Below are 20,695 nucleotides of genomic sequence, written 5' to 3'. Positions count from 1 at the left end.
CAGGCTCCCGCGATCGGAGAGCGATCGATGAGCGCAGAGCCCCAGCGCGGCGCCCAGGATGACGTGCGGTATTTCGGGCACGCCCCCCGGCTGGAGGGACACCTGCCGCTCCAGCACGCCACCCGCTACCTGTCGGCCGGCACCTACCTGTCGGGCTGGTTCGAGCAGATGGTCATCTCGGAACTGGTGCACGGCTGGCACCGGGCCGTCGCGCCCTCCTACGGTTTCGACCTGGAGGTCGTGGCCCGGCACGCGCTGCGTTCTCGCCGATGGCGGCTGCAACGCGACGTGGCGGTCATCGTCCTGTGGACGGTGGCGCTGGTGGCCGCGCCCCTGCTGACGGCAGGCGTCGGGATGCTGCTGATCGGGATCGTGGCGGCCCTGCTGGCGGTGGGCGGGCAACTGGCGGGCAGGACGGGCCTGATGCTGCTGGCGGTGGGCGCGGGCGGGCTGCTCCTGGCACCGGTGCTGGCCGCGATGGTGTTCCTCCTCTCGAACTGGCCCGGCGGGGGCGTGTCCTTCCCCACCGAGGGGCTGCCCTATCCCGGCGGGGAACCGCCCGTATCGGACGACGGTGGGGGGCTGGTGGAGCCGGGAACGTTGATCGCCCTTCTGGCGCTGGCGGGCATCGGGGCGGTGGGCTACCTGTATTTCGCGCGGCTGGTGCGGACCCTCGCCGAGGAGCTGGCGCCCGGCGCGCACGGCCCCGGTCCCGTCACCGGCGGCCCCGACGCCGAGGCGGCGCTGCTCCGTCTCGGCGCCGCGCAACAGGGCAACATCACGCTGTACGCGGACCAGAGCCCGTTCCTCGGAGCGGGTCACGTCGGCTCGCGCGACGCCCTCGTCTGGTCGATCATCCTCGGGCTGGACCGCCCCGCCGAGGACTCCCGCCCCGTGGCGCGCGTCGATCCCGTCGTCCTCTACGACCGGGTGCGCGAGGCGGCGGCGGCCATGCGCGACGAGTGGCCGCCGAGCCGCCCCGGCCACCAGGAGCCCGCACCCGACCAGCGGCTGCCGGTCAACGAACGCGTGGTCAGCATGATCATCGCCGATCATGTCACCGGACACGGAGTGTGCGACCAGCGACGGAGCCCCGCCGCCCCCAGCGGAGGCCACCCGCTGGTCGACCCGTGGGAGGGACGGCCCTACTCCAAGGCGAGCCGCCCCGCCCTCGAAGCGATCATGCGGCATCCGCAGGCCGCGGCGCGATACTTCCTGCGCATCGCCGTCGGAGCGCAGTCCCAGCAGGTCGTCGGCCCCGGCGGCCGGATCCTGCTGGACGCCGAGGAGCAGGACTTCTCGCTCACCACGTTCGTCCACCTGGCCGTCGAGGGCCGGATGCTGTACGCCCAGTTCGCCGCGGTGCCGCTGACCCCCATCCGCGAGGACTTCCGGATCGTGGACCGGCTTCCCGCGCCCGGCGGCGCCGGGCTGCGCGGCGCGACGGTCCGGCTGTGGCTCCACGAGACGCCGGTCGCGTCCGTGCTGGCCGTTCCGCAGACCGTGCTCACGCTGTGGCAGATGGCGCGGGGCTCCTTCGGCGCACGGCGGGACCGCGCGGCCCGCCGGGACGTCACCTACAACTACGGGGCACGGCTCAGCGTCCGGCAGGCCGCCGCCGCTCCCGACTTCACCACCTACATGCAGTTGCTGGACGTCAAGAAGTACACGCGCATGGTCCAGGAGCGCGTCAACGACGCGATCCTCGACCACCTGGAGAACGAGTGCGGGATCGACGTGACCGCCTATCGTGCCCAGGCCCAGCAGATCACGAGCCAGACCGTGACCATCGGCGGGAACGTGACCGGCGGCCAGATCGCCGTGGGGACCGGGTTCCAGATGCGGCAGCAGAACAAGTGAGGAGGGCCCGATGAGCGGGCCGGGCGACTACGGCATCAACATCCACGGCGACGTCTCCGGCGGGCAGCAGGCCGCCGGGCAGCACTTCTCGCAGGTCCAGAACGTCGGCGCGGCCGCCGTTCCCGATGAGGTGGCCGCCGCGCTGGACCGCATCGAGCGGCTGCTGGGCGAGCATGCCGAACAGCTCGGCGCGGACGAGGCGGACAAGGCGCGGCGCAACGTGCGGAGCATCCGTCAGGAGCTGGAGCAGGACGATCCCGACACCGAGGCCGTCGAGGGCACCATGGGGGTCCTGGGACGCCGGATCGCGGGCGTCACCGTGCTGGTGGAGGCCTACAACCAGCTCACCGCGCTGCTCGGGCTGGGCGGCTGACCGCTCCCGGGCGCTGGCCGCTCAGATGTCGCCCTCGGAGCGGGAGGGCAGGTCGTGCTCGGCCGCCACGGAGTTCCAGTAGCCGATGAACTCCTGCTTGGCGCTGGTCGCGCGGCTGTCGGCGGGCAGCGGCGTGGCCGGGCAGCCCTCCGACTGGCGGGTCCGGCTGGACTCCACCGACGCCTCCAGCGCCCGGACCAGCGCGCTCTGCATCTGCGGGCCGCTGGGGAGCTTGTCGAACTGCATCGACCGCGCCCGGTTCAGCTGCGACTGCCGCTGCGAGGCGATCCGCCCCAGCCCCGGCCGGTCGCAGTCACCGGCGATCGGCTGGAGCTGGGAACGGGTCGAGGCCATCTCGCTGAGCAGTCCGTCCACCGCGCGGGCCTGCTGGGCCGCGTCGCCGGACGCCGTCGTGGCCGTCGTGTCGTCGGGGGTCGTCCCGGTGCCGTCCCCGGTCGGGGTCTGGGAGGTCTGCTGCGGCTGCGGCCCGGCGCCCGGCCCGTTCCGGTCGTCGCCCGACGGCCACACCACGATCAGCGTCGCGACCGCCGCCAGCGCGACCGCCCCCACGGCGATCAGCAGGTAGAGCTTGACGTCGCGGCGCCCGGTCCGCTGCGGCGGCTGCCAGATCGGCGGCTCGTCCCACGGCTCGGGAGACAGCGAGATCGACGTTTCGCCGGGGTCACCGGACGGCGGGGGCGGCGGGGTGTTCCAGCCGGGCGGGTCCTGCGGCGCAGCCGCCCACGGCGGCGGGAGGGGCTGGCCCTCGTTCGGGTCGCGCCGGGTCGCCTCCTCGCCGGACGCGCCGCCCAGCGGGGTGTTGCACCGGGTACAGCGCGGCAACGCCGGGGTCGTGTCGCTACCGCATCCGGGGCACCGCATAACAACCCCTATCCGTGAGGTATCAACGACCACAAGATACTGCGCGGTGCTCGGCCACGGACGGCCCACGCCCCGGTCGCAATCCGGTTGTGATCGGACGCGCTGCGGCACCGGCCCTGATCAGATGGCGGACCAGGGCCGCTTGGGCAGGCCGTTGCGGGTGGCGACCGGGTTCCACATGGCCACGAACCGCTGCTTGGACGTCGTCGCCTGGCGTTCGGCCCGGGCCCGGCCGGGCGCCTGGGCCGCCGCCGGGCGCGGCTTGCCCTTGCACTTGGCCCGGTTGCGCTGCGCCCACACCAGCAGGGCCCGGTCCACGTCCAGCGACGCCTGGAACGACTGCCGCAGCGTCAGGCGCAGGCGCTCGCCGTTCGGCAGCTTGTCCACCTTCAGCGTCTGGGTGGCGCGCAGCTGGGCCTGCCGCCGCTGCGCGACCTGCTGGAACCCGGTGATCGCCTGCGGCAGGGTCTTGCAGGCGCGGGCCGCCGCGAGCGCGCCGACCAGGGCGCGGCGCGCGTCGCCGCTGGCGTCCAGCACCGTGTTGACCTTCTCGGCCTGCTCGCGCTCCAGGCTCTTGCTGTTGTTGACCTGCTTGCTGGGCGGGTCGGTGGCCTGCGGCCGGGTGGTGGTGCCCTCCTCGCCGCCGGGCCACATGACCACCCCGACGGTGACGGCCGCGACCAGCACCAGCGCCCCGACCCCGATGATCATCGGCTTGCTCGCCCGGCCGCCGGGGGCCGGCGGCGGCGGGGGCGGGTAGGCGCCCTGGTCGCCCGGCATCCCGAACGGCTGCTGCGGCCCGCCGAACCCCGGCTGCGGCCCGAACCCCGGCCCCTGCGGCGCGCCGAACCCCGGCTGCGGGCCGGCGTCCAGCCGCTGCGTCTGCGGGAACCCGTGCTGCGGCTGCGTGGCGGGCGTCGGGGAGACCTGCGTCGCGTCGCCGCCGCCCTGCGCGGACGTGCGGCCGAACAGGTCCTCCCGCGGCGGGGCGGGCGGCGGCGTCCAGCGCTCGGGACCGGGATCGGGCTCGGGCCGCGGGCGGCGCGGCTTGGCGTACCACGACTCGGGAACGATCTCCTCGACCGGCACCGGCGGGGGCGGCGGGGCCCACGAGGGCGGCGGCGGGGGCGGCGGCGCGGCCTCCGGCACCGCCTCGTACCCGCCCGACGGCTCGTCGGGGTCGAACGCCCACGGCGCCGTGGACTCGGAGTTCTCGCCGTCCTCCCCGCCGCCCTCGTGGGCCGGGGCCTGCGGCGGCGCGGGGGAGGGCGGGGGCTCGGCCGCCCAGGAGGGCGTCGGCGGCGGCACCATCATGGTCTTCTCTTCCACGATCTGCGCCGGGGCCGGGTTCCGCGGCGGATGCGGCGCCGGGCCCTGCGGCGGCACCACCATCGTCTTCTCGCCGAGGTCCGGCGCCCCCTCGGCGACCGGCGCGCCCAGCGGGATGTTCAGCGGAGAGTTGCAGCTTGCACATCTGTCGAGCGTTCCGGGCGTGTGGGAACCGCACGTCGGACACTGCATCGCTCAGAAACCTCGCCTCGTCGCCGCTACCGTCGTCCGGGCCCGCCCGGAGGCGGGGGACCGCTCTCCCCGCGCATGAACCGCCAGGGACCCCGACAAAGTACTGCGTGACACCGCTCTCGGGTGTCTCGATGAGAAGTTCGCGACCCTCGCGCACGCCGCGACCGGTCTCGCACCGAACCATGACCCCGCCCCGCGGGTCAAGATCGCGCCATCTGGTTTACCACGCCCCCGTGTGATCCTCGTCGCATCCCGGCGCCCCGGGCCGGGCGCCCGGCAGGCCCGCCGCCCACCCGGAGGGAAGATCCGGGACCCCGCCCCGACCTGGGCCGGTGAGCGGCTAGGCTCGGAACGATCTGAGGTGATCCCCAGGCTCACAACCGGAAAGACGGAGGCAATGAGCGATCTTCCGCTGCGTTCGCAGCTCGCCGTCGCGCTCGGTCGTACGGCCGCGAAGATGTCCCGGCTGGCGGGCAAGGGCGACGGTTCGGTGATCGGAGGCCGGATCGGTCTGCGCCTCGACCCCGAGCTGCTGACCCGGCTGGCCAAGGACCGCAAGCTGGTGCTGGTCAGCGCCACCAACGGCAAGACCACCACCACGCGGCTGATCACCTCGGCGATGACGCCGCTGGGCGAGGTCGCCACCAACGCGTTCGGCGCGAACATGCCGACCGGTCACGTGTCGGCGCTGGCCTCCGCCCCGAGCGCGCAGTACGGCGTGCTGGAGTGCGACGAGAAGTACGTGCCGCAGGTGCTGCGCGAGACCGGCGCGAGCCTGGTCGCGCTGATGAACCTCAGCCGCGACCAGATGGACCGCGCCGCCGAGATCTGGCAGCTGGCGGGCAAGTGGCGGCGGGCGCTGGCCGAGTCCCCCGGCACCCACGTGATCGCCAACTGCGACGACCCGCTGGTGACCTGGGGCGCGTCCACCGCGTCCGGCGTCACCTGGGTCGCCGCCGGGCAGCACTGGCGCGAGGACTCCTGGTGCTGCCCCGAGTGCGGTGGCCCGCTGGACCGCCAGGAGGGCGAGGAGAACAGCGACTGGGCGTGCCGCCAGTGCCACTTCCGGCGGCCCACCCCGCAGTGGGCGCTGCACGGCGACCACGTGGTGGACCCGCACGGCCGCCAGATCCCGCTGGGCGGGATCCAGCTGCCCGGCCGCGCCAACCGCTCCAACGCCGCCATCGCGCTGGCCGTCGTCGCGCAGTTCGGAGTCCCGCCCGAGCAGGCGCTGCCGCTGCTGGCGCAGGTGAAGTCGGTCGCGGGCCGCTACACCACCGTCGAGCACCAGGGCCGCACGCTGCGGCTGCTGCTGTCGAAGAACCCGGCGGGCTGGCTGGAGGCGTTCGACGTGCTGCAGCCCGCGCCCGGCCCGGTCGCCCTGTCGGTCAACGCGCAGGGCCCCGACGGCCGCGACACCTCCTGGCTGTGGGACGTGGACTACCGCATCCTGCGCGGCCGCCCGGTCTTCGTCTCCGGGGAGCGCCGCATCGACCTGGCCGCCCGGCTGGAGGCCGCCGACGTCCAGTTCACCGTGGTGGACGACTTCGAGCAGGCCGTGATGTCGGTGCCGCCGGGCCATCTGGACGTGATCGCCAACTACACCGCCTTCCAGGACATCCGAACGAGGTACGGCCGTGTCGTCTGACCGCATCAAGATCGTCTGGATCTACCCGGACCTGCTGTCCACCTACGGCGACCAGGGCAACACGATCGTCCTGGAGCGCCGCGCCCAGCTGCGCGGGATCGCCACCGAGACCGTCCACCTGCGGTCCGACGAGCCGGTGCCGCCGGACGGCGACGTGTACCTGCTCGGCGGCGGCGAGGACCGCCCGCAGATCCTGGCCGCCCAGCGGCTGCGCAACGACGGCGGCCTGCACCGCGCGGTGCAGAACGGCGCGACCGTCTTCGCGGTGTGCGCGGGCTACCAGATCCTCGGCCACGAGTTCGGCGGCGAGGAGGGGCAGCCCGTCCCCGGCCTCGGCCTGCTGGACATCCGCAGCTACCGGGGGCAGACCCGGGCCGTCGGCGAGGTCGTCTCCGAGGTGGCGTCCGAGCTGAACGTCCCGCGCGTCACCGGCTTCGAGAACCACATGGGCGCCACCGCCATCGGCCCGAACGCCCGCCCGTTCTCCAAGGTCCTGTCCGGCGTCGGCAACGGCGACGGCCAGGGCTTCGAGGGCGCCTACCAGGGCCGCATCCTCGGCACCTACATGCACGGCCCGGCGCTGGTCCGCAACCCGGCCCTCGCCGACCTGGTGCTGAGCTGGGCGCTGGGACGCGACCTGCCGCCGCTGCCCCCGTCCTGGTCCGAGCGGCTGCGCGAGGAGCGCCTGTCGGCCGTCCTGTCGGCGGCCAACGGCCAGACCTGACGTCCGGGGCGCCGCCTGACGCCCCGTGCGTCAGGCGGCGGTCTCGGCGGGCTCCTCCCGGTGCCCGCGCCCGCTGCGGCACCGGCCGTGCGCCTTCTCCTCCGGATGCGTGCGCACCCGCCACAGGCTCGCTGCCGTCGTGACCGCCAGCACCAGCAGGATCACGCCCAGCGACACCGGCGTGGGGATCTCGGGGACGCTCTTGGACACGTTCTCGTGCGCGAACGCCATGATCAGCTTCACGCCGATGAACGCCAGGATCAGCGCCAGCCCGACCGACAGGTAGACCAGGCGTTCCAGCAGCCCCTCGATCAGGAAGAACAGGGCCCGCAGCCCCAGCAGCGCGAACGCGTTGGCCGCGAACACGATGAACGCCGACTCGGTCACCCCGTACACGGCCGGGATGGAGTCCAGCGCGAACAGGATGTCGGTGCTGCCGATGGTCAGGAAGACCAGCAGCAGTGGCGTGGCGACCCGCCCGCCGTCCTCGTGCGCGAGCAGCCTGCCGCCGTGGAAGTCCCTGCTGACCGGGAACAGCTTCCGCGCCCGCCGCACCAGCCAGTTCTCACCGACCTCGGGCTCGTCCTTGCGGTGCCGGACGAGCTGCAACGCCGTCCACAGCAGGATCAGCCCGAAGATCACGAAGGTGAACGAGAACAGGCTGATCGCCGCCGCCCCGATCGCGATGAACACCGCCCGCAGCACCAGCGCGGCCAGGATGCCGAACAGCAGCACCCGCTCCTGGAACTCCGGCGGCACCGAGAACCGCGACATGATGATCAGGAAGACGAAGAGGTTGTCGACCGACAGGCTCTTCTCGACGACCCACCCCGCGAAGTACTCGGTCCCGGCCTGCCCGCCGACCACGACCCACAGCGCGACGCCGAACAGCAGCGCGATCCCCACGTAGAGGACCGACCAGAAGGTCGCCTCCCGAAGCCCCACCGCGTGCGGCCGCCCCACGGCGACGAACAGGTCGAACGCGAACATCGCGATCACCAGGCCGATCGTCGCCCACCACACCCACACCGGAATCTCGACCACGCGTCACTCTCCCCAAGGACTCGGAGGCGTGACAGCCTTTGTTTCCGCTCTCGGGGCTTCAAACCGGAACGCGCGGCGACCCCGCCTCAGTAGACGAGCGCCTGGGCCTTCTCGGCGGTGATCTCCTCGACGAACGTCGGCCCGCCCGCGATCCGCACGCCCGGGATCACGTCGTCGGGGCCGATGTCCCTACGGGCCGCGCACTGGGTGCACAACGTCACGGTGCCACCCGACAGCACCACCGCCAGCAGGTCCTCCAGCGGCGTCGCGTGCGGCAGCTCGAACTCCTTGGCCCGCCCCGGCAGCGCGTACCAGGCCGCCTCGCCGGTCAGCCACAACGACACCGGCACCCCGCTCGCGATCCCGGCCGCCGCCACGGTGAACGCCTGGTTGCACCGTTCCGGGCCGTCCGCGCCCGCCGTCACCTTGATCACCAAAGACCTCGCCATACCCCGCACCCTACGGCCTCGCGCCCGCCGCGCCCCCGGACGGGACCGCTAGGCTGCCGTGCCGTGGGCGGAATGGTGAGCGCGGGAGCACTGGTCCTCATCCTCGGGCTGACGGTGGCCGGGGCGGCGCTGCTGGTGGTGCGGTTGTCCCGGCTCAAGTAGGCCCCGGGCGTCGCTACGCTCTGTCCTCATGGAGCCTGAGCTGCACCCCGACCTGAAGCCGCTGGAATTCCTGCTGGGCACGTGGAAGGGCGCCGGGGTCGGCGACTACCCGACCATCGAGGCGTTCAACTTCGGCCAGGAGGTCTCCTTCACCCACAACGGCAAGCCGTTCCTGATCTACTCCAGCCGGAGCTGGCTCATCGAGAAGGACGGCTCGGTGGGCCGCCCGCTGGGCACCGAGACCGGGTACTGGCGGCCGCAGCCCGACAACGCGCTGGAGGTCACCCTCGCGCACCCCACCGGCATCGTGGAGATCTACCTCGGGCGGGTCGCGTTCCACCGCATCGACCTGCAGACCGACGTGGTGGCCCGCACCGCAACGGCCAAGGAGGTCACCGCGGGCACCCGCATGTACGGGCTGCTGCCGGAGGAGAACGGCGCGCGCGACCTCGGCTGGGTCTACGAGATGGCGGCCATGGGCCAGGACCTCCAGCCGCACCTGTCGGCGAGGCTGAAGAAGGTCGACTGAGCGGGCCGGGACATGGAAAGGTCCCCGGACCTTCCGCATGGGCGGGTGATGGGAGGACTACCCATCGGTCCGGGGACCCGGTGTCTGCCTGGGAATCGCCGGTCGCGTCGCGACCGGTTCGCCTACCCCTGTTTCGATCCTCGCCCATTGAGGGCGGGCGCCCCAAGGCGGCTAGCACGCCTTGCAGGAAGCGGTAGGGCCGAGGCGTGACGGCGACCTAGCGGACAGCCACCTCGCAAGTCCTACTGTCACTCATAAGTTAGGACCACCTCCTTTCCTGCGTAGCCGCAAGTTATGCGACCCCCGTGGGGGAAGGCAAGCGGAATTTCGCAGGGGCCCCCGGTGAGCTCGGGCACATACACTTCCGGCATGGCTGAGACGTGGCAGGAGGAGCTGCGGGCGAAGGGGTACCGGGTCACGCCGCAGCGCCAGCTGGTCCTGGAGGCCGTGACCAACCTGGAGCACGCGACCCCCGAGGAGATCTGCACCGAGGTGCAGCGCACCGCCCGGGGCGTCAACATCTCCACCGTCTACCGCACCCTGGAGCTCCTGGAGGAGCTGGGGCTGGTCAAGCACGCCCACCTCGGCCACGGCCCGCCCAACTACCACCTGGCCGAGGACGCCGAGCACATCCACCTGGTGTGCCGCGACTGCGGCCGGGCCGAGGACGCCGACCCCGCCGTCGCCGAGGGCCTGGCGGAACGGCTTCGGGACGGGTTCGGGTTCGAGACCGACGTGCACCACCTCACCGTCTACGGACGCTGCGGGGAGTGCCGTTCCTGATCGGGTCGTAGTGTGGAGGCCATGGAGAGCCCGCTGTTGCAGTCGCGGGGCGCCGTCGCCGCCGACGCGCCCGACCAGGAGATCGCCGCCCACTACGGGGAGCCGATGCACGAGCAGCGCGCCCTGGAGGCGGGCGAGGCGTTCGTGGACCGGAGCAACCGGGGTGTGATCCGGGTGGACGGCCCGGACCGCCTGCGCTGGTTGCACAGCCTGGTCAGCCAGCACCTGGAGGGGCTGCGGCCGAACGAGCCCACCCAGGCGCTGCTGCTCAGCCCGAACGGCCACATCGAGCACCACATGCACCTGGTGGACGACGGCGAGGCCGTGTGGATGCACGTGGAGCCCGGCACCGCCCCGGAGCTGGCGGGGTTCCTGGACCGCATGCGGTTCATGCTGCGGGTCGAGGTCCACGACCTGAGCGGCGAGTACGCCGTGGTGACCGGGCCGGGGGAGGGCGTGGCGACGTTCCCGGACGTGGCGGGCGCCGTGACCCGGATCGTGCCGCGCGCCGGGCTGGCCCCCGGCGACCTGCGCCCGGCGGGGATCTGGGCGTACGAGGCGCTGCGGATCGCCGCGCACGTCCCCCGGTTCGGGCTGGACACCGACCACCGGACCATCCCGCACGAGGCCGGGCTGATCGGCACGGCCGTCCATCTGAACAAGGGCTGCTACCGGGGCCAGGAGACCGTCGCCCGCGTCCACAACCTGGGCCGCCCGCCGCGCCGCCTGGTGATGCTGCACCTGGACGGCAGCGTGGACCGGCTGCCCGCGCACGGCGACCCCGTCGAGATCCCCGGCGGGCGCGCGGTCGGGTTCGTCGGGTCGGCGGCCCGCCACCACGAGCTCGGCCCGGTCGCGCTCGCGCTGGTCAAGCGGAACGTCCCGGTGGACGCCGACCTGCTGGCGGGCGGGGTGGCCGCCGCGCAGGAGGTCGTGGTCTCCCCGGACACCGGCGCCAACGCCCAGATCGATCTTCGACGGACCGCCGCGAACCGGGCGTAAAACCCCGGCGGCGGGGGCAAAATCGTCTGGCATGGGGGGCGTTCATCCGCCGCAGGGGAAGGTGGGACCCGGCCATGGCGACGAACCTGGGGAACGAGGGGCCTCCGCTCGCCAGGAAGAGCCTCATGGGCAGGCGGCGCCGCCGCCGGCGGGAGTCGGCGCTCGTGTGGTGGATCGGGTTCGCCGTGCTGGTCGCGGCGACCGTCCACCTCCGCTCGTGGGTGCTGGCGCTGCTGACGCTCACCCTGTGGTGCCTGTACGAGTTCGTGTTCGTGCCGACGCTGTGCCGGGTGGTCCCGCGCAAGGGGCACGCGTGCCCGGAGCCCGCGCGGGGCCGCCTGTTCGCCTGCGAGCCGCACCACCAGCAGCTCAAGAACGACGCGCTGTGGCGGATGGCGCTGCTGAGCAACCCGTTCCGCAAGCCGTCCCTCCCCGACCCCAACCGCGAGACCGGGACGGTCGTCGCGGCGGGGAAGAAGGGGCGGGCGACGCTGACGCTGTGGCCGGACCGGCTGCTGATCATCGCCGCGGCCGTGGGGACGCTGGCGGCCGTCGCCGGGATGCTCTACCGCCTGTGACCACCGCCTGCGAGGACCGCCTGTGAGCCGCGGCCCCTCCGGCCGCCCGCGCGTTCGGGCGGCGCGCCTCAGAGCTCCAGGACCAGGGTGATGGGGCCGTCGTTGACCAGGGAGACCTTCATGTCCGCCCCGAAGATCCCGGTCTCGACCTTCGCGCCCAGCGCCCGCAGCTCCGCCACCACGGCGTCGACCAGCGGTTCGGCGACCGGGCCGGGCGCCGCGGCGGTCCAGGACGGGCGGCGGCCCTTGCGGGTGTCGCCGTAGAGCGTGAACTGGCTGATCACGAGCAGCGGGGCGTTCAGGTCCGAGCAGGACCTCTCGTCCGCCAGGATCCGCAGCCCCCACAGCTTGGCGGCGAGTTTGCGGGCCTGCTCGGGGGTGTCCTCGTGGGTCACCCCGACCAGGACGCACAGTCCCGGACCCTCGATCGCCCCGACCACGCGACCGTCGACGGTCACGCTCGCCTCGCTCACCCGCTGGACTACTGCTCGCATGACCCTGCATTCTGCCTGGTATGGGAGCAACGACGCTCATTACGGTGGCGCCCACCGGCGCCGAGTCCGCGAAGACCGACGTCCCGGCGCTGCCGGTGACCCTCGACGAGCTGGTGAGGACCGCTCAGGAGTGCGAGGCGGCCGGGGCGGCGGTCATCCATGTCCACATCCGCGACGACGACGCGCGGCCGACCCTGGATCCGGCGCGGCTGCGCGACACGGTCCAGGCGCTCCGTGAGGGAACGGGGCTGATCGTCCAGCTCTCGACCGGCGGCGCGGTCACCGACCCCTACGAGGACCGGCTGCGGGTGCTGGAGGCCGAGCCCGACGGTTGCTCGCTGACCTGCGGGACGGTCAACTTCGGCGACGAGGTGTTCATGAACCCGTGGCCGTTCATGGCGGAGCTGTACCAGAGGACGCAGGACCTCGGGGTGGTCCCGGAGTTCGAGCTGTTCGACCTGGGGCAGGTCGCCGCGCTGCACCGCCTGCTGGACCGGTACGGGCCGCCGTTCGGCGGGCGCGTCCACTGCGACCTGGTCATGGGCGTTCCCGGCGGCATGCCCGGCGACGCCCGGACCCTGGTGGCGGCCGTAGAGGCGCTGCCGGAGGGGGCGTCCTGGTCGGCGACGGGCGTGGGCCGCACCTCGCTGCCGGTGCTGTTCGCGGCGCTGTCGGCGGGCGGGCACCTGCGGGTCGGCATGGAGGACACCCTCACCTACGCCAAGGGGCAGCCGGTGAGCTCCAACGCGCAGCTGGTCGAGCGCGCCGCCGCCCTGGCCCGCTTCGCCCAGCGCCCGCCGATGACCCCGGAGGAGGCCCGCGCGTTCCTGGGGATCAAGGCACGCTGACCTGAGGGATTTCCTCTCCTCCGTCCCGATTATCCTGGTGCGGGATCTGACAACGGCGTCGTCGGGGGGAAGAGTTGAGCGCTGCTCCGGTGCTGGTCGAGGTGGAACGCTCCGGCTTCGTGGAGTCGCGGCACCGCGGCTCGGCGGTGGGCTTGGCCGCCGACGGAACGGTGGCGGTGACCGCCGGGACCCCCGACGAACCGATCTTCCCCCGGTCGGCGAACAAGCCGATGCAGGCCGTCGCCATGGTCCGCAACGGCCTGCCCCTCGACGGCGAGCTGCTGGCCATCGCGGCGGGCAGCCACTCCGGCGAGGACTTCCACGTCGAGGGGGCCGAACGCATCCTGGCCTCGGTCGGGCTGTCGGCCGCCGACCTGCGGTGCCCGGCCCAGTGGCCGCTGGACCAGGAGGTCGCCCTGGCGGTGGCCCGCACCGGCGAGGACCGGTCCCGCCTGCGCATGAACTGCTCGGGCAAGCACGCCGCGATGCTCGCCACCTGCGTCGCGGCGGGCTGGTCCACCGCGGACTACCTCGACCCCGGCCATCCGCTCCAGGTGGCCTCCCGCGAGGCCGTCGAGGAGCTGGCGGGCGAGAAGGTGGCCGCCACGGGCGTCGACGGCTGCGGCGCCCCGCTGTTCGCGATCTCCGCGACGGGCGTGGCCCGCGCGTTCCGCGCCCTGGTCACGGCGGTTCCCGGCACCCCGGAGCGCCGGGTGGCCGACGCGATGCGCGCCCATCCGGCGTGGACCTCGGGGACCCGCCGCGAGGAGCGCCGCCTGATGGACGCGGTCCCGGGCCTGCTGGTGAAGTGCGGCGCGGAGGGCGTGGACGCGTTCGCCCACCGGGACGGCCGGGCGGGCGTCATCAAGATCGACGACGGTGCGATGCGGGCCCGCACCCCGGTGACGGTCGCGCTGATCCGGGCCCTCGGCGTCGAGGCGGCGGACGAGGCGGTCCTGACCGAGCTCGCGACGGTGCCGCTCTACGGCGGCGAGGCGCGGGTCGGGGAGATCCGCGTCGCCCCGGACGCGTTCTGACCTCTCACTCCCGGGACCGCGGACGGCGCCGCTCGGCCGCGATCTCGGCCGCGATCTCGGCCGGGGAGGTCCTCGTGTGGGAGTACATGCCGGGGCGGTAGGTGTAGAAGCCGCCCTGGAGGGGGCCCCGGTGGTTGCTCTCGGCGCGGCGGGTGGCGAAGCGGTGGCCGGTCTCCGTCATGCCGACGCTGATGATGAACAGCATCGTGACCAAGGCGAAGGCGATGATCACCGGGACGAGCCAGAGCCCGAAACCCGCGCCCAGCCGCGTGTTGTCCACGGCGGCGACCAACATCTCCATCAGACCCCCCAAGCAGCACGAGAACCGCACCCCGCATGGGATGAATGCCCAGTTCAGGGGGATCGATGCCTGTCGTGAGGGTTTTCCGTCAGGCCCTGGCGCGCGGGGCGGGCTCCTCCCGGGCGGGCGCGGGGGCTCCCACCGCGCGGTCGCGGCCCACCGCCAGGCCCGGCAGCAGCAGCCAGACCGCGATCGCCGTCGTCACCGCGAGCGGGACCGTCCAGCCGTGCGTGGCGTCGTGCAGCGCGCCGATCGCCAGCGGGCCGAGCGCGGCGATCACATAGCCCACGCCCTGCGCCATCCCGGACAGCTGCGCGGCGATCTGGGCGTCGTGGGCGCGCATCCCGAGGAAGGCCAGCGCCGCCGCGAAGCCCGCGCCCTGCGCGAGGCCGAGGACGACCGCCCAGCCCCAGACCGTGGCGACCGGGGCCCAGCCGATCCCGACGAAGCCGACCACCGACAGCGCCACGACCGCCACCACCAGGGGGCGCTGGTCGGCGAAGCGCCGGGCCACCACCGGCACCGCCAGCGAGCCCACGGCCTGCATCAGGCTCGACAGCGCCAGCACGTACCCGGCCGACGCCTCGTCCAGGCCCCGGTCCTGCGCGATCGTCGGCAGCCAGCCGATGACGACGTAGGCCAGCAGCGACTGCGTGCCCATGAACGCCGTCACCTGCCACGCCAGCTTCGACGTCCACACCGCGCGGCGCACCTCGGAGCCCGGCCTGACCACGGTGGTGGAACGGTCCATCCCCGGCCGGCGGTCCCTGCGGCGCACCCGCAGCAGCGCCGGGAGCCAGCCCAGCGCCGCCAGGGCCGCCGGAACGGCCAGCAGCGCCAGCGGCAGCCGCCAGGTCCCGTCCAGCAGCTTCTCCACCGGCACCGCGAAGCCCGACGACGCCGCCGCGCCGACCGTGACCGCCACCGAATAGAGGGCCGTCACGGCGGGGATGGCGGCGGGGTGGTCCCGCTTGATGATCGCGGGCATCGCGATGTTGCCGACGCTGATCGCGACACCGGCGACCAGCGACCCGGCGAACAGCGCGGCCGGCGCGTCCAGCAGCCGCAGCAGCAGCGCCGCCACCAGCAGGGTCATGCTGGTGACCAGCAGCGTCTCGCTGCGCGGGGGACGCCGCAGGAACGGCGCGAGCAGCCCGTAGGCCCCGAAGCACACCAGCGGCAGCGTGGTCAGCGCCCCGGCGGCGGTGCCGGACAGCCCGAAGTCGCCGCGGATCTCGGTCAGCAGCGGGCCGACGGCGGTGATCGCGGGACGCAGGTTCAGCGCGACCAGGACGATCAGCGCCAGGCCCAGCAGGTGGCGGCGGCGCTCGCTCACTCGGCCCCCTCGGGCATCAGGGCGTCCAGGGCCGCCAGGGTGGGCTCGACGATCGCGGCGGCGGCGCGGGCGGCGGCGTCGGGGTCGCGGGCGGCCAGGGCGTCCAGCACCGCCTGGTGGGCCCGCTGGCTGGCCTCGGGCAGCTCGCGGTCCAGGCGCAGCGCGGCCATCGCCTCGCCGAGGCGGCGCTGGAAGAACCGGCTGGCCTCGATCAGCAGCGGGTTGCGGGTGGCCTCGATCACGCCGACGTGGAAGCGGGCGTCGGCCTCGCCGAACGCGGCGGCGTCGGGCGCGGCGCGCCGGTCCTCCAGGAACCCGGCCAGGCGCTCCAGGTCGGCGTCGGTGCGGCGGCGCGCGGCCAGCCGGGCGGCCTGCACGTCGTAGGCGAGCTGCACCTCGAACACGTCGCGCAGGCTGGCGCGCTCGACGTGGCGCAGCAGCGGCCGGGGGTCGGCGCCGCTGCGCACGTAGGTGCCGTCGCCCCGGCGCACCTCCAGCACGCCGACGTGGGCGAGCGCGCGGATCGCCTCGCGGACGGCGGGACGGCTCACGCCGAGCCGCGCCGCCAGGTCCAGCTCACCGGGGATGCGGTCGCCGACCCGCCACGCGCCGTCGCTGACCTCCGCCTGGAGCTGGTCGAGCACCGCCTCGACGGTGGATCCCCCCGGAACGGGACGCAGGGCCACGGGCCACCTCGCTGGTCGAAGAGAGGACAGATGTCAGACATCTTACCGCGCGACGGTGCCCGGACCCGTTCCGATGACCGCGGGAGGGGGGGTGGCGGCCATCGGAAGGGTCGCCCGGGGCCTCAGCCCCGGTCCGTGGAGCCGGGTCGGCCCGCCTTGCGCTGGCCGGGGTCGCCCTCGACGACGCCGCCGTGCACCGGGCCGCGCGCCGCGCCCGGATCGGGCTCCCCGCGGTGGATGCGCTTGCGCGAGGCGTGGCGGGTCAGGGCGATCCAGGTGACGATGACGGCGGCCACCACGACCGGCGCGAGCCACAGCCAGTAGTTCATCCCGGTGGGTGAGGACTCGGCGAGGACAGGGCCTGCGATGAACATGGGGTGACACCTCCTGCCGGGCTCGTACCCGACAGGAGGCGTTCAACCCCGCGGGGCGGCGTGCGCCGCCTCACCCGCGCGCTCACCCGCGTGTCAAAGGCCGCGCGACTGGGAGATCGACCCCGAGGTGGCCAGCGTGAACGTGCGCATCGACTCGGCGAAGTTCGACAGGTCCCACTCGGCCGGTCCCTCGTACCAGTAGAGGTTGTCGGCGCCCTCGGCGCGCTCCCCGGCGTCCTTGACGACCTCGGCCCACTTGGGCACCACGCCGAACACCACCGCGTACGGCAGGAACCGCGAGAACAGCGCGATGCGCTGCTGCGACGGCAGCTCCCCGCCGGGCACCTCGCCGCGCTCCAGGAACGCCCGGAACCCGATCGTGTGCGCCAGCACCGTGGAGCCGCGCGCGGTCTTGGCCGGCATGTACTGGCCCGCGTACGCCATCGCCGCCCCCGCGATGATCACCGCGAGCCCGGCCAGCGCCAGGTCGGTGGTGAGCGCGAGCGCGACCGTGCCGAGCACGCCGAGCCCGGTCAGCACCAGCCCGAGGACCGTCCAGCGGGACCGCACGGTGTCGGGCCGCCGCGCGAACCAGCCCTGCTCCACCACGTCGTCGTACATCGCCGACCGCACCCGCGCGAGCTGCGTGGCGAACGTCCCGCCCAGCTCCGACAGCTTCACCGACGGGCGCGGCGCGCCGTCCGGGGCGGTGAACAGCGCCTCCAGCAGCAGCCGCTCGTAGGTCAGCAGGTCGTCGTTCCCGGCGGGCCGGTCGAGGCGGACCAGCGCCCAGTCCAGCCGGCCGGTGACGTTGCGGTCCTCCTCGTCGATCAGCAGGTGGCCGCGCACCGCCAGGTCCACGATGGTGGCGGTGACGTCGATGACGTCGGCCTGCTCGTCGATCAGCGTGCCGATCTGGCCGGGGCGCACCCCGTCCGGCGGCTCGAAGTGGTCGCCCGCCACCGGCGCGTGGTCGCCCTCGGCGGCCTTCTTCTCCACCACCCGCGCGTCCCGGCCGCGCAGCAGATAGATCCCGACGAACCCGCCGAGCAGCAGCAGGACCAGGCCGAGCAGCGCGCCGACGGTGATGCCGTTGACGGAGAACGCGGTGGCGACGGTGTGCCGCCGCTCCGTGATCGGCTTGCCGCCGGTCGAGGCCGGGGGCAGCCCCGCCACCACCGTCAGGTACTCCTCCGGCAGCAGCTGCTGCTGCACGAACAGGCCCTGCGTGCGCACGTGCCCCATGGAGAACTGGGTGCAGCCGACCGCGCTCTCCAGCGGCCCGGCGAAGCAGTTGACGCTGCGGATCGCGGTGCCCGCGTTGACGGTGACGCGCGCCTCGTCGACCGGGACCTGCCAGCCGCCCGCCGCGGGCCACTGCAGCTCCTCGCCCGAGCCGACCGGGGCGACCGCCCCGCGCACGTCGTACTCCAGGACGACGGTGTGCCGCCCGGACGTCGCGCCGCCGCTGACCGTGACGGTGGTCCGGGTGTCCTGCTCCCCGCCGACCGTCACCTTCGTCGGGCCGCCGTCGGGGCTGGAGGCGCGCACGTTCTCCAGCCGGAACACCCGGTCGCGGGTGATGCTCTCGTGTTGCCTGGTCACGAACGTCCGCTCCAGCGAGCCGGAGCCGCCCGAGAAGTCGTAGGACACGGTCTCGCGGACGCGCGCGACACCGCCGGGGCCGAGGGTCAGGGCGACCTCGTCCTTGAGGACCCGTTCGGCGGCCCGGAGCGTCCGCGCCTGGTCCGGGGCGCGGTCCGGGGCACGGTCCGCGGCGTGGGCCGGGGTCGCCAGGGCGAACGGGAGAAGCACGGAGGAGATGGCGAGGGAAGCGGTCAGGGGCCGCAGCAGGCCCGACAACGCCGCATAGCCAGACATGGCCGCAAATCGTAGCGGCAAGCCGTGGGATGATTGCTCGCTATGGCAGGTCAACACCCCTCACCGGCCCGGACGCCCGCTCCGCCGCCCGGCCTGCCCACCGGGGGCCAGCACTCTTCGCGGCCACGCTATCACCACGTGCCATCACGCCGTCCGCCGCGCCGCAGCGCCGGGGGGACGGTCGCCGGCGTCGTCGGCGGCCTGGCCGCGCTGGGGGTGCTGGGGGCGCTGGCGATGGCGCTGTTCACCGGGAACGAGGGCGGCACGATGCGGACCGGCGGCCAGGCGCCGCCGAACGTGAGCCGCGAGACCGCGACCGCCAGCCGGCTCTACACGACCGGGACGCTGGACCCCGGCGGCTGCCGGCTGCCGCGCATCGGGCCGAGCGCGGAGTCGATGCGGCGGTTCATGGACGTGCTGAGCGACTGCATGGACCGGTCCTGGACGCGGCAGTTCGGCAAGGCGGAGCTGCCGTTCGCGCCGCCGAGGCGCGTGTTCTGGGAGCAGCCGGGCCGCAGCCCGTGCGGGACGTACCCGACCCAGGGCGCCTCGGCGTTCTACTGCCCGGCCAACAACACGATGTACGTGGGGCTGCGGCACATCGTGGAGACCTCCGGCGGGGAGTCGCTGGCCAACTTCGCCGTGTTCGCGCGCGTGATCGCGCACGAGTACGGCCACCACGTGCAGGACCGTTCGGGGATCCTGCTGTACGGGCAGCGGGAGATGGAGCAGGCCCGCGACGCCCTGTCGCGCGCCGAGACCAGCCGCCGCCTGGAGCTGCAGGCGCAGTGCCTGGCGGGCGCGTTCCTGGGGGCCGAGCGCGCGACGCTGCCGCTGACCCGCGCGCAGTACCAGGCGATGATCCTGGACGTGCGGGGCCGGGGCGACGAGCGCAACCCGCCCGAGGAGCGCGACCACGGTTCCGGCCGCGCCTACGCCGGATGGGTCGTCCAGGGGTTCAGGGGGCAGACCGCGGGACGGGGGCTGGCGGTCTGCAACACCTGGACCGCCGCGCCCTCCGCCGTCTCATAACAGTCCGAAAACCGCTTACCGGGCCAGCCGGAACCCGGGTTTGCAAGCACCTGGAATCGGCTGACATCGCATAATTCCAGCCTGTGACCGTTGTCACGGGAAGAGTGCTAGCTGAGTGCTTGCAATAGCAAGCACCCTGACGCAGGGTGGAGACATGGCAGGTTCGAAGGTCGGCTCCATCGGGGAGTACATCCGCGAGCAGCGCACCCGGGCGAAGATCTCGCTGCGCCAGCTGGCGGAGGTCTCGGGGATCTCCAACCCCTACCTGAGCCAGATCGAACGCGGACTGCGCAAGCCGAGCGCCGAGATCCTGGCCCAGATCGCCAAGGGGCTGCGGATCTCCGCCGAGGTGCTGTACGTGCAGGCCGGGATCCTGGAGGAGCGCGAGTCCGACACCGACGTGCAGGCCGCCATCCGGGCCGACCTCCTCCTGACGGAGCGGCAGAAGCAGGTGTTGCTCGACATCTACGAGTCGTTCCTGAAGGAGCACCGGGAGAACGAAGCCGACGACGCGAACCCCGCACCATCCCCAGGAAAGGAAGAGGTCCAGTGACGCTTTCCAGCACCTTCCGTGACAACAAGGCCGTCTACACCATCGCCGGGGCCGGCGACCTCGCCGTCGAGAAGCTCCGCGAGCTTCCCGAGCAGGCGACCAAGGTGCAGTCCGACGTGCGCGACAACGTCGGGAAGTACCGCGTCGAGGTCCGCAAGACCGTGGACCGCTACCGCGTCCAGGCCCGCAGGAACGTCGAGAAGTACCGCGGCGAGGCCCAGGAGAACATCACCCGGCTGCAGGACCGGATCGAGGTCAAGGACCTGCCCGGCGCGGCCGTCGCCTACGCCACGCACTTCGGCACCCGCGCCGTCGAGCTGATCGACGAGCTGGCCGAGCGCGGCAAGAAGGTCGTGCACCGCACGGCCGCCGAGGTCGCCGAGTCCGCCGAGTCGGTGGCCGAGGTGACCGCCGGCGACCAGGCCAAGCCCGCCTCGGCCGCCAAGGCGACCCGCACCCGCAAGGCCGCCGCGCAGCAGACCAAGTCGCCCGCCAGCGCCAAGAAGAACGACTAGCGCGTGACGGCGTGACCATGGAGCGCGGCGCCGCGGGGCCCGGCCGGGAACGACCGGCCGGGCCCCGTCGTCCTCCCGGGTGG

Annotated in this window: 23 protein-coding genes; 13 read left to right on the top strand and 10 right to left on the bottom strand. The window is 73.5% G+C overall.

Going from position 1 to position 20,695, the window contains the following annotated elements:
• Window positions 1-27 precede the first annotated feature (27 nt).
• Together AKI01S_RS21770 and AKI01S_RS21765 are read left to right on the top strand one after the other, a co-directional pair.
• Window positions 28-1,860, top strand: a complete 1,833-nt coding sequence (locus AKI01S_RS21770; RefSeq protein ID WP_157419998.1) for an AbeC-like domain-containing protein — start codon at window positions 28-30, stop codon at window positions 1,858-1,860.
• A gap of 10 nt (window positions 1,861-1,870) precedes the next feature.
• A complete protein-coding gene (locus tag AKI01S_RS21765) occupies window positions 1,871-2,233 on the top strand; it encodes a hypothetical protein (RefSeq protein WP_067820874.1) in 363 nt (120 codons plus the stop codon).
• Between the two features lie 21 nt (window positions 2,234-2,254).
• Here the strand turns inward: AKI01S_RS21765 and AKI01S_RS21760 are convergent, their stop codons facing one another.
• Window positions 2,255-3,076 (bottom strand): hypothetical protein, encoded by an 822-nt coding sequence (locus AKI01S_RS21760; RefSeq protein WP_067820871.1) that lies wholly within the window; start codon window positions 3,074-3,076, stop codon window positions 2,255-2,257.
• Window positions 3,077-3,235: 159 nt separating this feature from the next.
• Window positions 3,236-4,636 (bottom strand): hypothetical protein, encoded by a 1,401-nt coding sequence (locus AKI01S_RS21755; protein WP_157419997.1) that lies wholly within the window; start codon window positions 4,634-4,636, stop codon window positions 3,236-3,238.
• A 397-nt stretch (window positions 4,637-5,033) separates the two neighbouring features.
• Here AKI01S_RS21755 and AKI01S_RS21750 point away from each other — a divergent pair, with 397 nt between their 5' ends.
• Window positions 5,034-6,284: a MurT ligase domain-containing protein gene (locus AKI01S_RS21750; protein WP_067820866.1), complete on the top strand. Its 1,251-nt coding sequence runs from the start codon at window positions 5,034-5,036 to the stop codon at window positions 6,282-6,284.
• On the top strand, window positions 6,274-7,008 hold the full coding sequence (locus AKI01S_RS21745) for a type 1 glutamine amidotransferase (protein WP_067820863.1): 735 nt from the start codon (window positions 6,274-6,276) through the stop codon (window positions 7,006-7,008). Before AKI01S_RS21750 ends, AKI01S_RS21745 begins: the two co-directional genes overlap by 11 nt.
• A gap of 30 nt (window positions 7,009-7,038) precedes the next feature.
• On the opposite strand, the gene AKI01S_RS21740 is transcribed toward AKI01S_RS21745, so the two are convergent.
• Both AKI01S_RS21740 and AKI01S_RS21735 read right to left on the bottom strand, forming a co-directional pair.
• Window positions 7,039-8,052: a TerC family protein gene (locus tag AKI01S_RS21740; RefSeq protein WP_067820859.1), complete on the bottom strand. Its 1,014-nt coding sequence runs from the start codon at window positions 8,050-8,052 to the stop codon at window positions 7,039-7,041.
• An 86-nt stretch (window positions 8,053-8,138) separates the two neighbouring features.
• A complete protein-coding gene (locus tag AKI01S_RS21735) occupies window positions 8,139-8,501 on the bottom strand; it encodes a DsrE family protein (RefSeq protein ID WP_067820855.1) in 363 nt (120 codons plus the stop codon).
• Window positions 8,502-8,691: 190 nt separating this feature from the next.
• Between AKI01S_RS21735 and AKI01S_RS21730 the strand changes: the two genes are divergently transcribed.
• The 4 genes from AKI01S_RS21730 (at window position 8,692) to AKI01S_RS21715 (ending at window position 11,555) form a co-directional block, all read left to right on the top strand.
• Entirely contained in the window at window positions 8,692-9,192 is a 501-nt protein-coding gene (locus AKI01S_RS21730; RefSeq protein WP_067820852.1) for a heme-binding beta-barrel domain-containing protein, read from the top strand.
• A 369-nt stretch (window positions 9,193-9,561) separates the two neighbouring features.
• Window positions 9,562-9,975, top strand: a complete 414-nt coding sequence (locus AKI01S_RS21725) for a Fur family transcriptional regulator (protein ID WP_067820850.1) — start codon at window positions 9,562-9,564, stop codon at window positions 9,973-9,975.
• A gap of 21 nt (window positions 9,976-9,996) precedes the next feature.
• The gene (ygfZ, locus tag AKI01S_RS21720; RefSeq protein WP_067820925.1) at window positions 9,997-10,977 is read left to right on the top strand and encodes a CAF17-like 4Fe-4S cluster assembly/insertion protein YgfZ; all 981 of its coding nucleotides are present in this window, start codon (window positions 9,997-9,999) and stop codon (window positions 10,975-10,977) included.
• Window positions 10,978-11,051: 74 nt separating this feature from the next.
• Window positions 11,052-11,555: a hypothetical protein gene (locus AKI01S_RS21715; RefSeq protein WP_067820845.1), complete on the top strand. Its 504-nt coding sequence runs from the start codon at window positions 11,052-11,054 to the stop codon at window positions 11,553-11,555.
• A 68-nt stretch (window positions 11,556-11,623) separates the two neighbouring features.
• On the opposite strand, the gene dtd is transcribed toward AKI01S_RS21715, so the two are convergent.
• Window positions 11,624-12,049: a D-aminoacyl-tRNA deacylase gene (gene dtd / locus AKI01S_RS21710; RefSeq protein WP_067820842.1), complete on the bottom strand. Its 426-nt coding sequence runs from the start codon at window positions 12,047-12,049 to the stop codon at window positions 11,624-11,626.
• Between the two features lie 44 nt (window positions 12,050-12,093).
• On the opposite strand from dtd, the gene AKI01S_RS21705 reads away from it, so the two are divergent.
• Complete coding sequence (locus tag AKI01S_RS21705) at window positions 12,094-12,897, top strand: beta-keto acid cleavage family enzyme (RefSeq protein ID WP_245681723.1); 804 nt, start codon at window positions 12,094-12,096, stop codon at window positions 12,895-12,897.
• A gap of 74 nt (window positions 12,898-12,971) precedes the next feature.
• Window positions 12,972-13,934 (top strand): asparaginase, encoded by a 963-nt coding sequence (locus tag AKI01S_RS21700; RefSeq protein WP_067820836.1) that lies wholly within the window; start codon window positions 12,972-12,974, stop codon window positions 13,932-13,934.
• Window positions 13,935-13,938: 4 nt separating this feature from the next.
• Here AKI01S_RS21700 and AKI01S_RS21695 read toward each other — a convergent pair whose 3' ends face one another.
• The 5 genes from AKI01S_RS21695 to AKI01S_RS21675 all read right to left on the bottom strand — a co-directional run bounded on the left by AKI01S_RS21695 (window position 13,939) and on the right by AKI01S_RS21675 (window position 18,512).
• On the bottom strand, window positions 13,939-14,235 hold the full coding sequence (locus AKI01S_RS21695) for a hypothetical protein (protein ID WP_157419996.1): 297 nt from the start codon (window positions 14,233-14,235) through the stop codon (window positions 13,939-13,941).
• An 88-nt stretch (window positions 14,236-14,323) separates the two neighbouring features.
• Window positions 14,324-15,571, bottom strand: a complete 1,248-nt coding sequence (locus AKI01S_RS21690; RefSeq protein WP_245681722.1) for an MFS transporter — start codon at window positions 15,569-15,571, stop codon at window positions 14,324-14,326.
• On the bottom strand, window positions 15,568-16,257 hold the full coding sequence (locus AKI01S_RS21685) for a FadR/GntR family transcriptional regulator (RefSeq protein ID WP_218009765.1): 690 nt from the start codon (window positions 16,255-16,257) through the stop codon (window positions 15,568-15,570). The genes AKI01S_RS21690 and AKI01S_RS21685 overlap by 4 nt, the downstream gene beginning before the upstream one ends.
• A gap of 122 nt (window positions 16,258-16,379) precedes the next feature.
• Window positions 16,380-16,631, bottom strand: coding sequence for a hypothetical protein (locus AKI01S_RS21680; protein WP_067820827.1), 252 nt, complete (start codon window positions 16,629-16,631; stop codon window positions 16,380-16,382).
• 93 nt (window positions 16,632-16,724) lie between these two features.
• Window positions 16,725-18,512 (bottom strand): DUF2207 domain-containing protein, encoded by a 1,788-nt coding sequence (locus AKI01S_RS21675; RefSeq protein ID WP_084000014.1) that lies wholly within the window; start codon window positions 18,510-18,512, stop codon window positions 16,725-16,727.
• A gap of 138 nt (window positions 18,513-18,650) precedes the next feature.
• Between AKI01S_RS21675 and AKI01S_RS21670 the strand changes: the two genes are divergently transcribed.
• From AKI01S_RS21670 to AKI01S_RS21660, 3 genes are all read left to right on the top strand, one after another.
• Window positions 18,651-19,544 (top strand): neutral zinc metallopeptidase, encoded by an 894-nt coding sequence (locus AKI01S_RS21670; protein ID WP_067820822.1) that lies wholly within the window; start codon window positions 18,651-18,653, stop codon window positions 19,542-19,544.
• Window positions 19,545-19,698: 154 nt separating this feature from the next.
• Window positions 19,699-20,097: a helix-turn-helix domain-containing protein gene (locus AKI01S_RS21665; RefSeq protein WP_067820819.1), complete on the top strand. Its 399-nt coding sequence runs from the start codon at window positions 19,699-19,701 to the stop codon at window positions 20,095-20,097.
• Window positions 20,094-20,612 carry a hypothetical protein gene (locus AKI01S_RS21660; protein WP_067820817.1) on the top strand — a complete coding sequence of 173 codons (519 nt, stop codon included), beginning with the start codon at window positions 20,094-20,096 and terminating at the stop codon, window positions 20,610-20,612. Before AKI01S_RS21665 ends, AKI01S_RS21660 begins: the two co-directional genes overlap by 4 nt.
• The last annotated feature ends 83 nt before the right edge of the window (window positions 20,613-20,695 follow it).

This window comes from Actinomadura kijaniata NBRC 14229 (assembly GCF_001552175.1).
GTDB classification, from domain to species: domain Bacteria; phylum Actinomycetota; class Actinomycetes; order Streptosporangiales; family Streptosporangiaceae; genus Spirillospora; species Spirillospora kijaniata.
Note: the sequence above shows the minus strand (reverse complement) of the source record. Positions and strands in the feature narration are given on the sequence as shown.

What these genes read in the sequence shown, in the direction of transcription:
- AKI01S_RS21730 (WP_067820852.1), top strand. Translation starts at nt 8,692, where the DNA reads ATGGAGCCTGAGCTGCACCCCGACCTGAAGCCGCTGGAATTCCTGCTG.
- AKI01S_RS21735 (WP_067820855.1), bottom strand. Translation starts at nt 8,501, where the DNA reads ATGGCGAGGTCTTTGGTGATCAAGGTGACGGCGGGCGCGGACGGCCCG.
- AKI01S_RS21750 (WP_067820866.1), top strand. Translation starts at nt 5,034, where the DNA reads ATGAGCGATCTTCCGCTGCGTTCGCAGCTCGCCGTCGCGCTCGGTCGT.
- AKI01S_RS21675 (WP_084000014.1), bottom strand. Translation starts at nt 18,512, where the DNA reads ATGTCTGGCTATGCGGCGTTGTCGGGCCTGCTGCGGCCCCTGACCGCT.
- ygfZ (WP_067820925.1), top strand. Translation starts at nt 9,997, where the DNA reads ATGGAGAGCCCGCTGTTGCAGTCGCGGGGCGCCGTCGCCGCCGACGCG.
- AKI01S_RS21765 (WP_067820874.1), top strand. Translation starts at nt 1,871, where the DNA reads ATGAGCGGGCCGGGCGACTACGGCATCAACATCCACGGCGACGTCTCC.
- AKI01S_RS21770 (WP_157419998.1), top strand. Translation starts at nt 28, where the DNA reads ATGAGCGCAGAGCCCCAGCGCGGCGCCCAGGATGACGTGCGGTATTTC.
- AKI01S_RS21715 (WP_067820845.1), top strand. Translation starts at nt 11,052, where the DNA reads ATGGCGACGAACCTGGGGAACGAGGGGCCTCCGCTCGCCAGGAAGAGC.
- AKI01S_RS21695 (WP_157419996.1), bottom strand. Translation starts at nt 14,235, where the DNA reads ATGGAGATGTTGGTCGCCGCCGTGGACAACACGCGGCTGGGCGCGGGT.
- AKI01S_RS21665 (WP_067820819.1), top strand. Translation starts at nt 19,699, where the DNA reads ATGGCAGGTTCGAAGGTCGGCTCCATCGGGGAGTACATCCGCGAGCAG.
- dtd (WP_067820842.1), bottom strand. Translation starts at nt 12,049, where the DNA reads ATGCGAGCAGTAGTCCAGCGGGTGAGCGAGGCGAGCGTGACCGTCGAC.
- AKI01S_RS21755 (WP_157419997.1), bottom strand. Translation starts at nt 4,636, where the DNA reads ATGCAGTGTCCGACGTGCGGTTCCCACACGCCCGGAACGCTCGACAGA.
- AKI01S_RS21725 (WP_067820850.1), top strand. Translation starts at nt 9,562, where the DNA reads ATGGCTGAGACGTGGCAGGAGGAGCTGCGGGCGAAGGGGTACCGGGTC.
- AKI01S_RS21680 (WP_067820827.1), bottom strand. Translation starts at nt 16,631, where the DNA reads ATGTTCATCGCAGGCCCTGTCCTCGCCGAGTCCTCACCCACCGGGATG.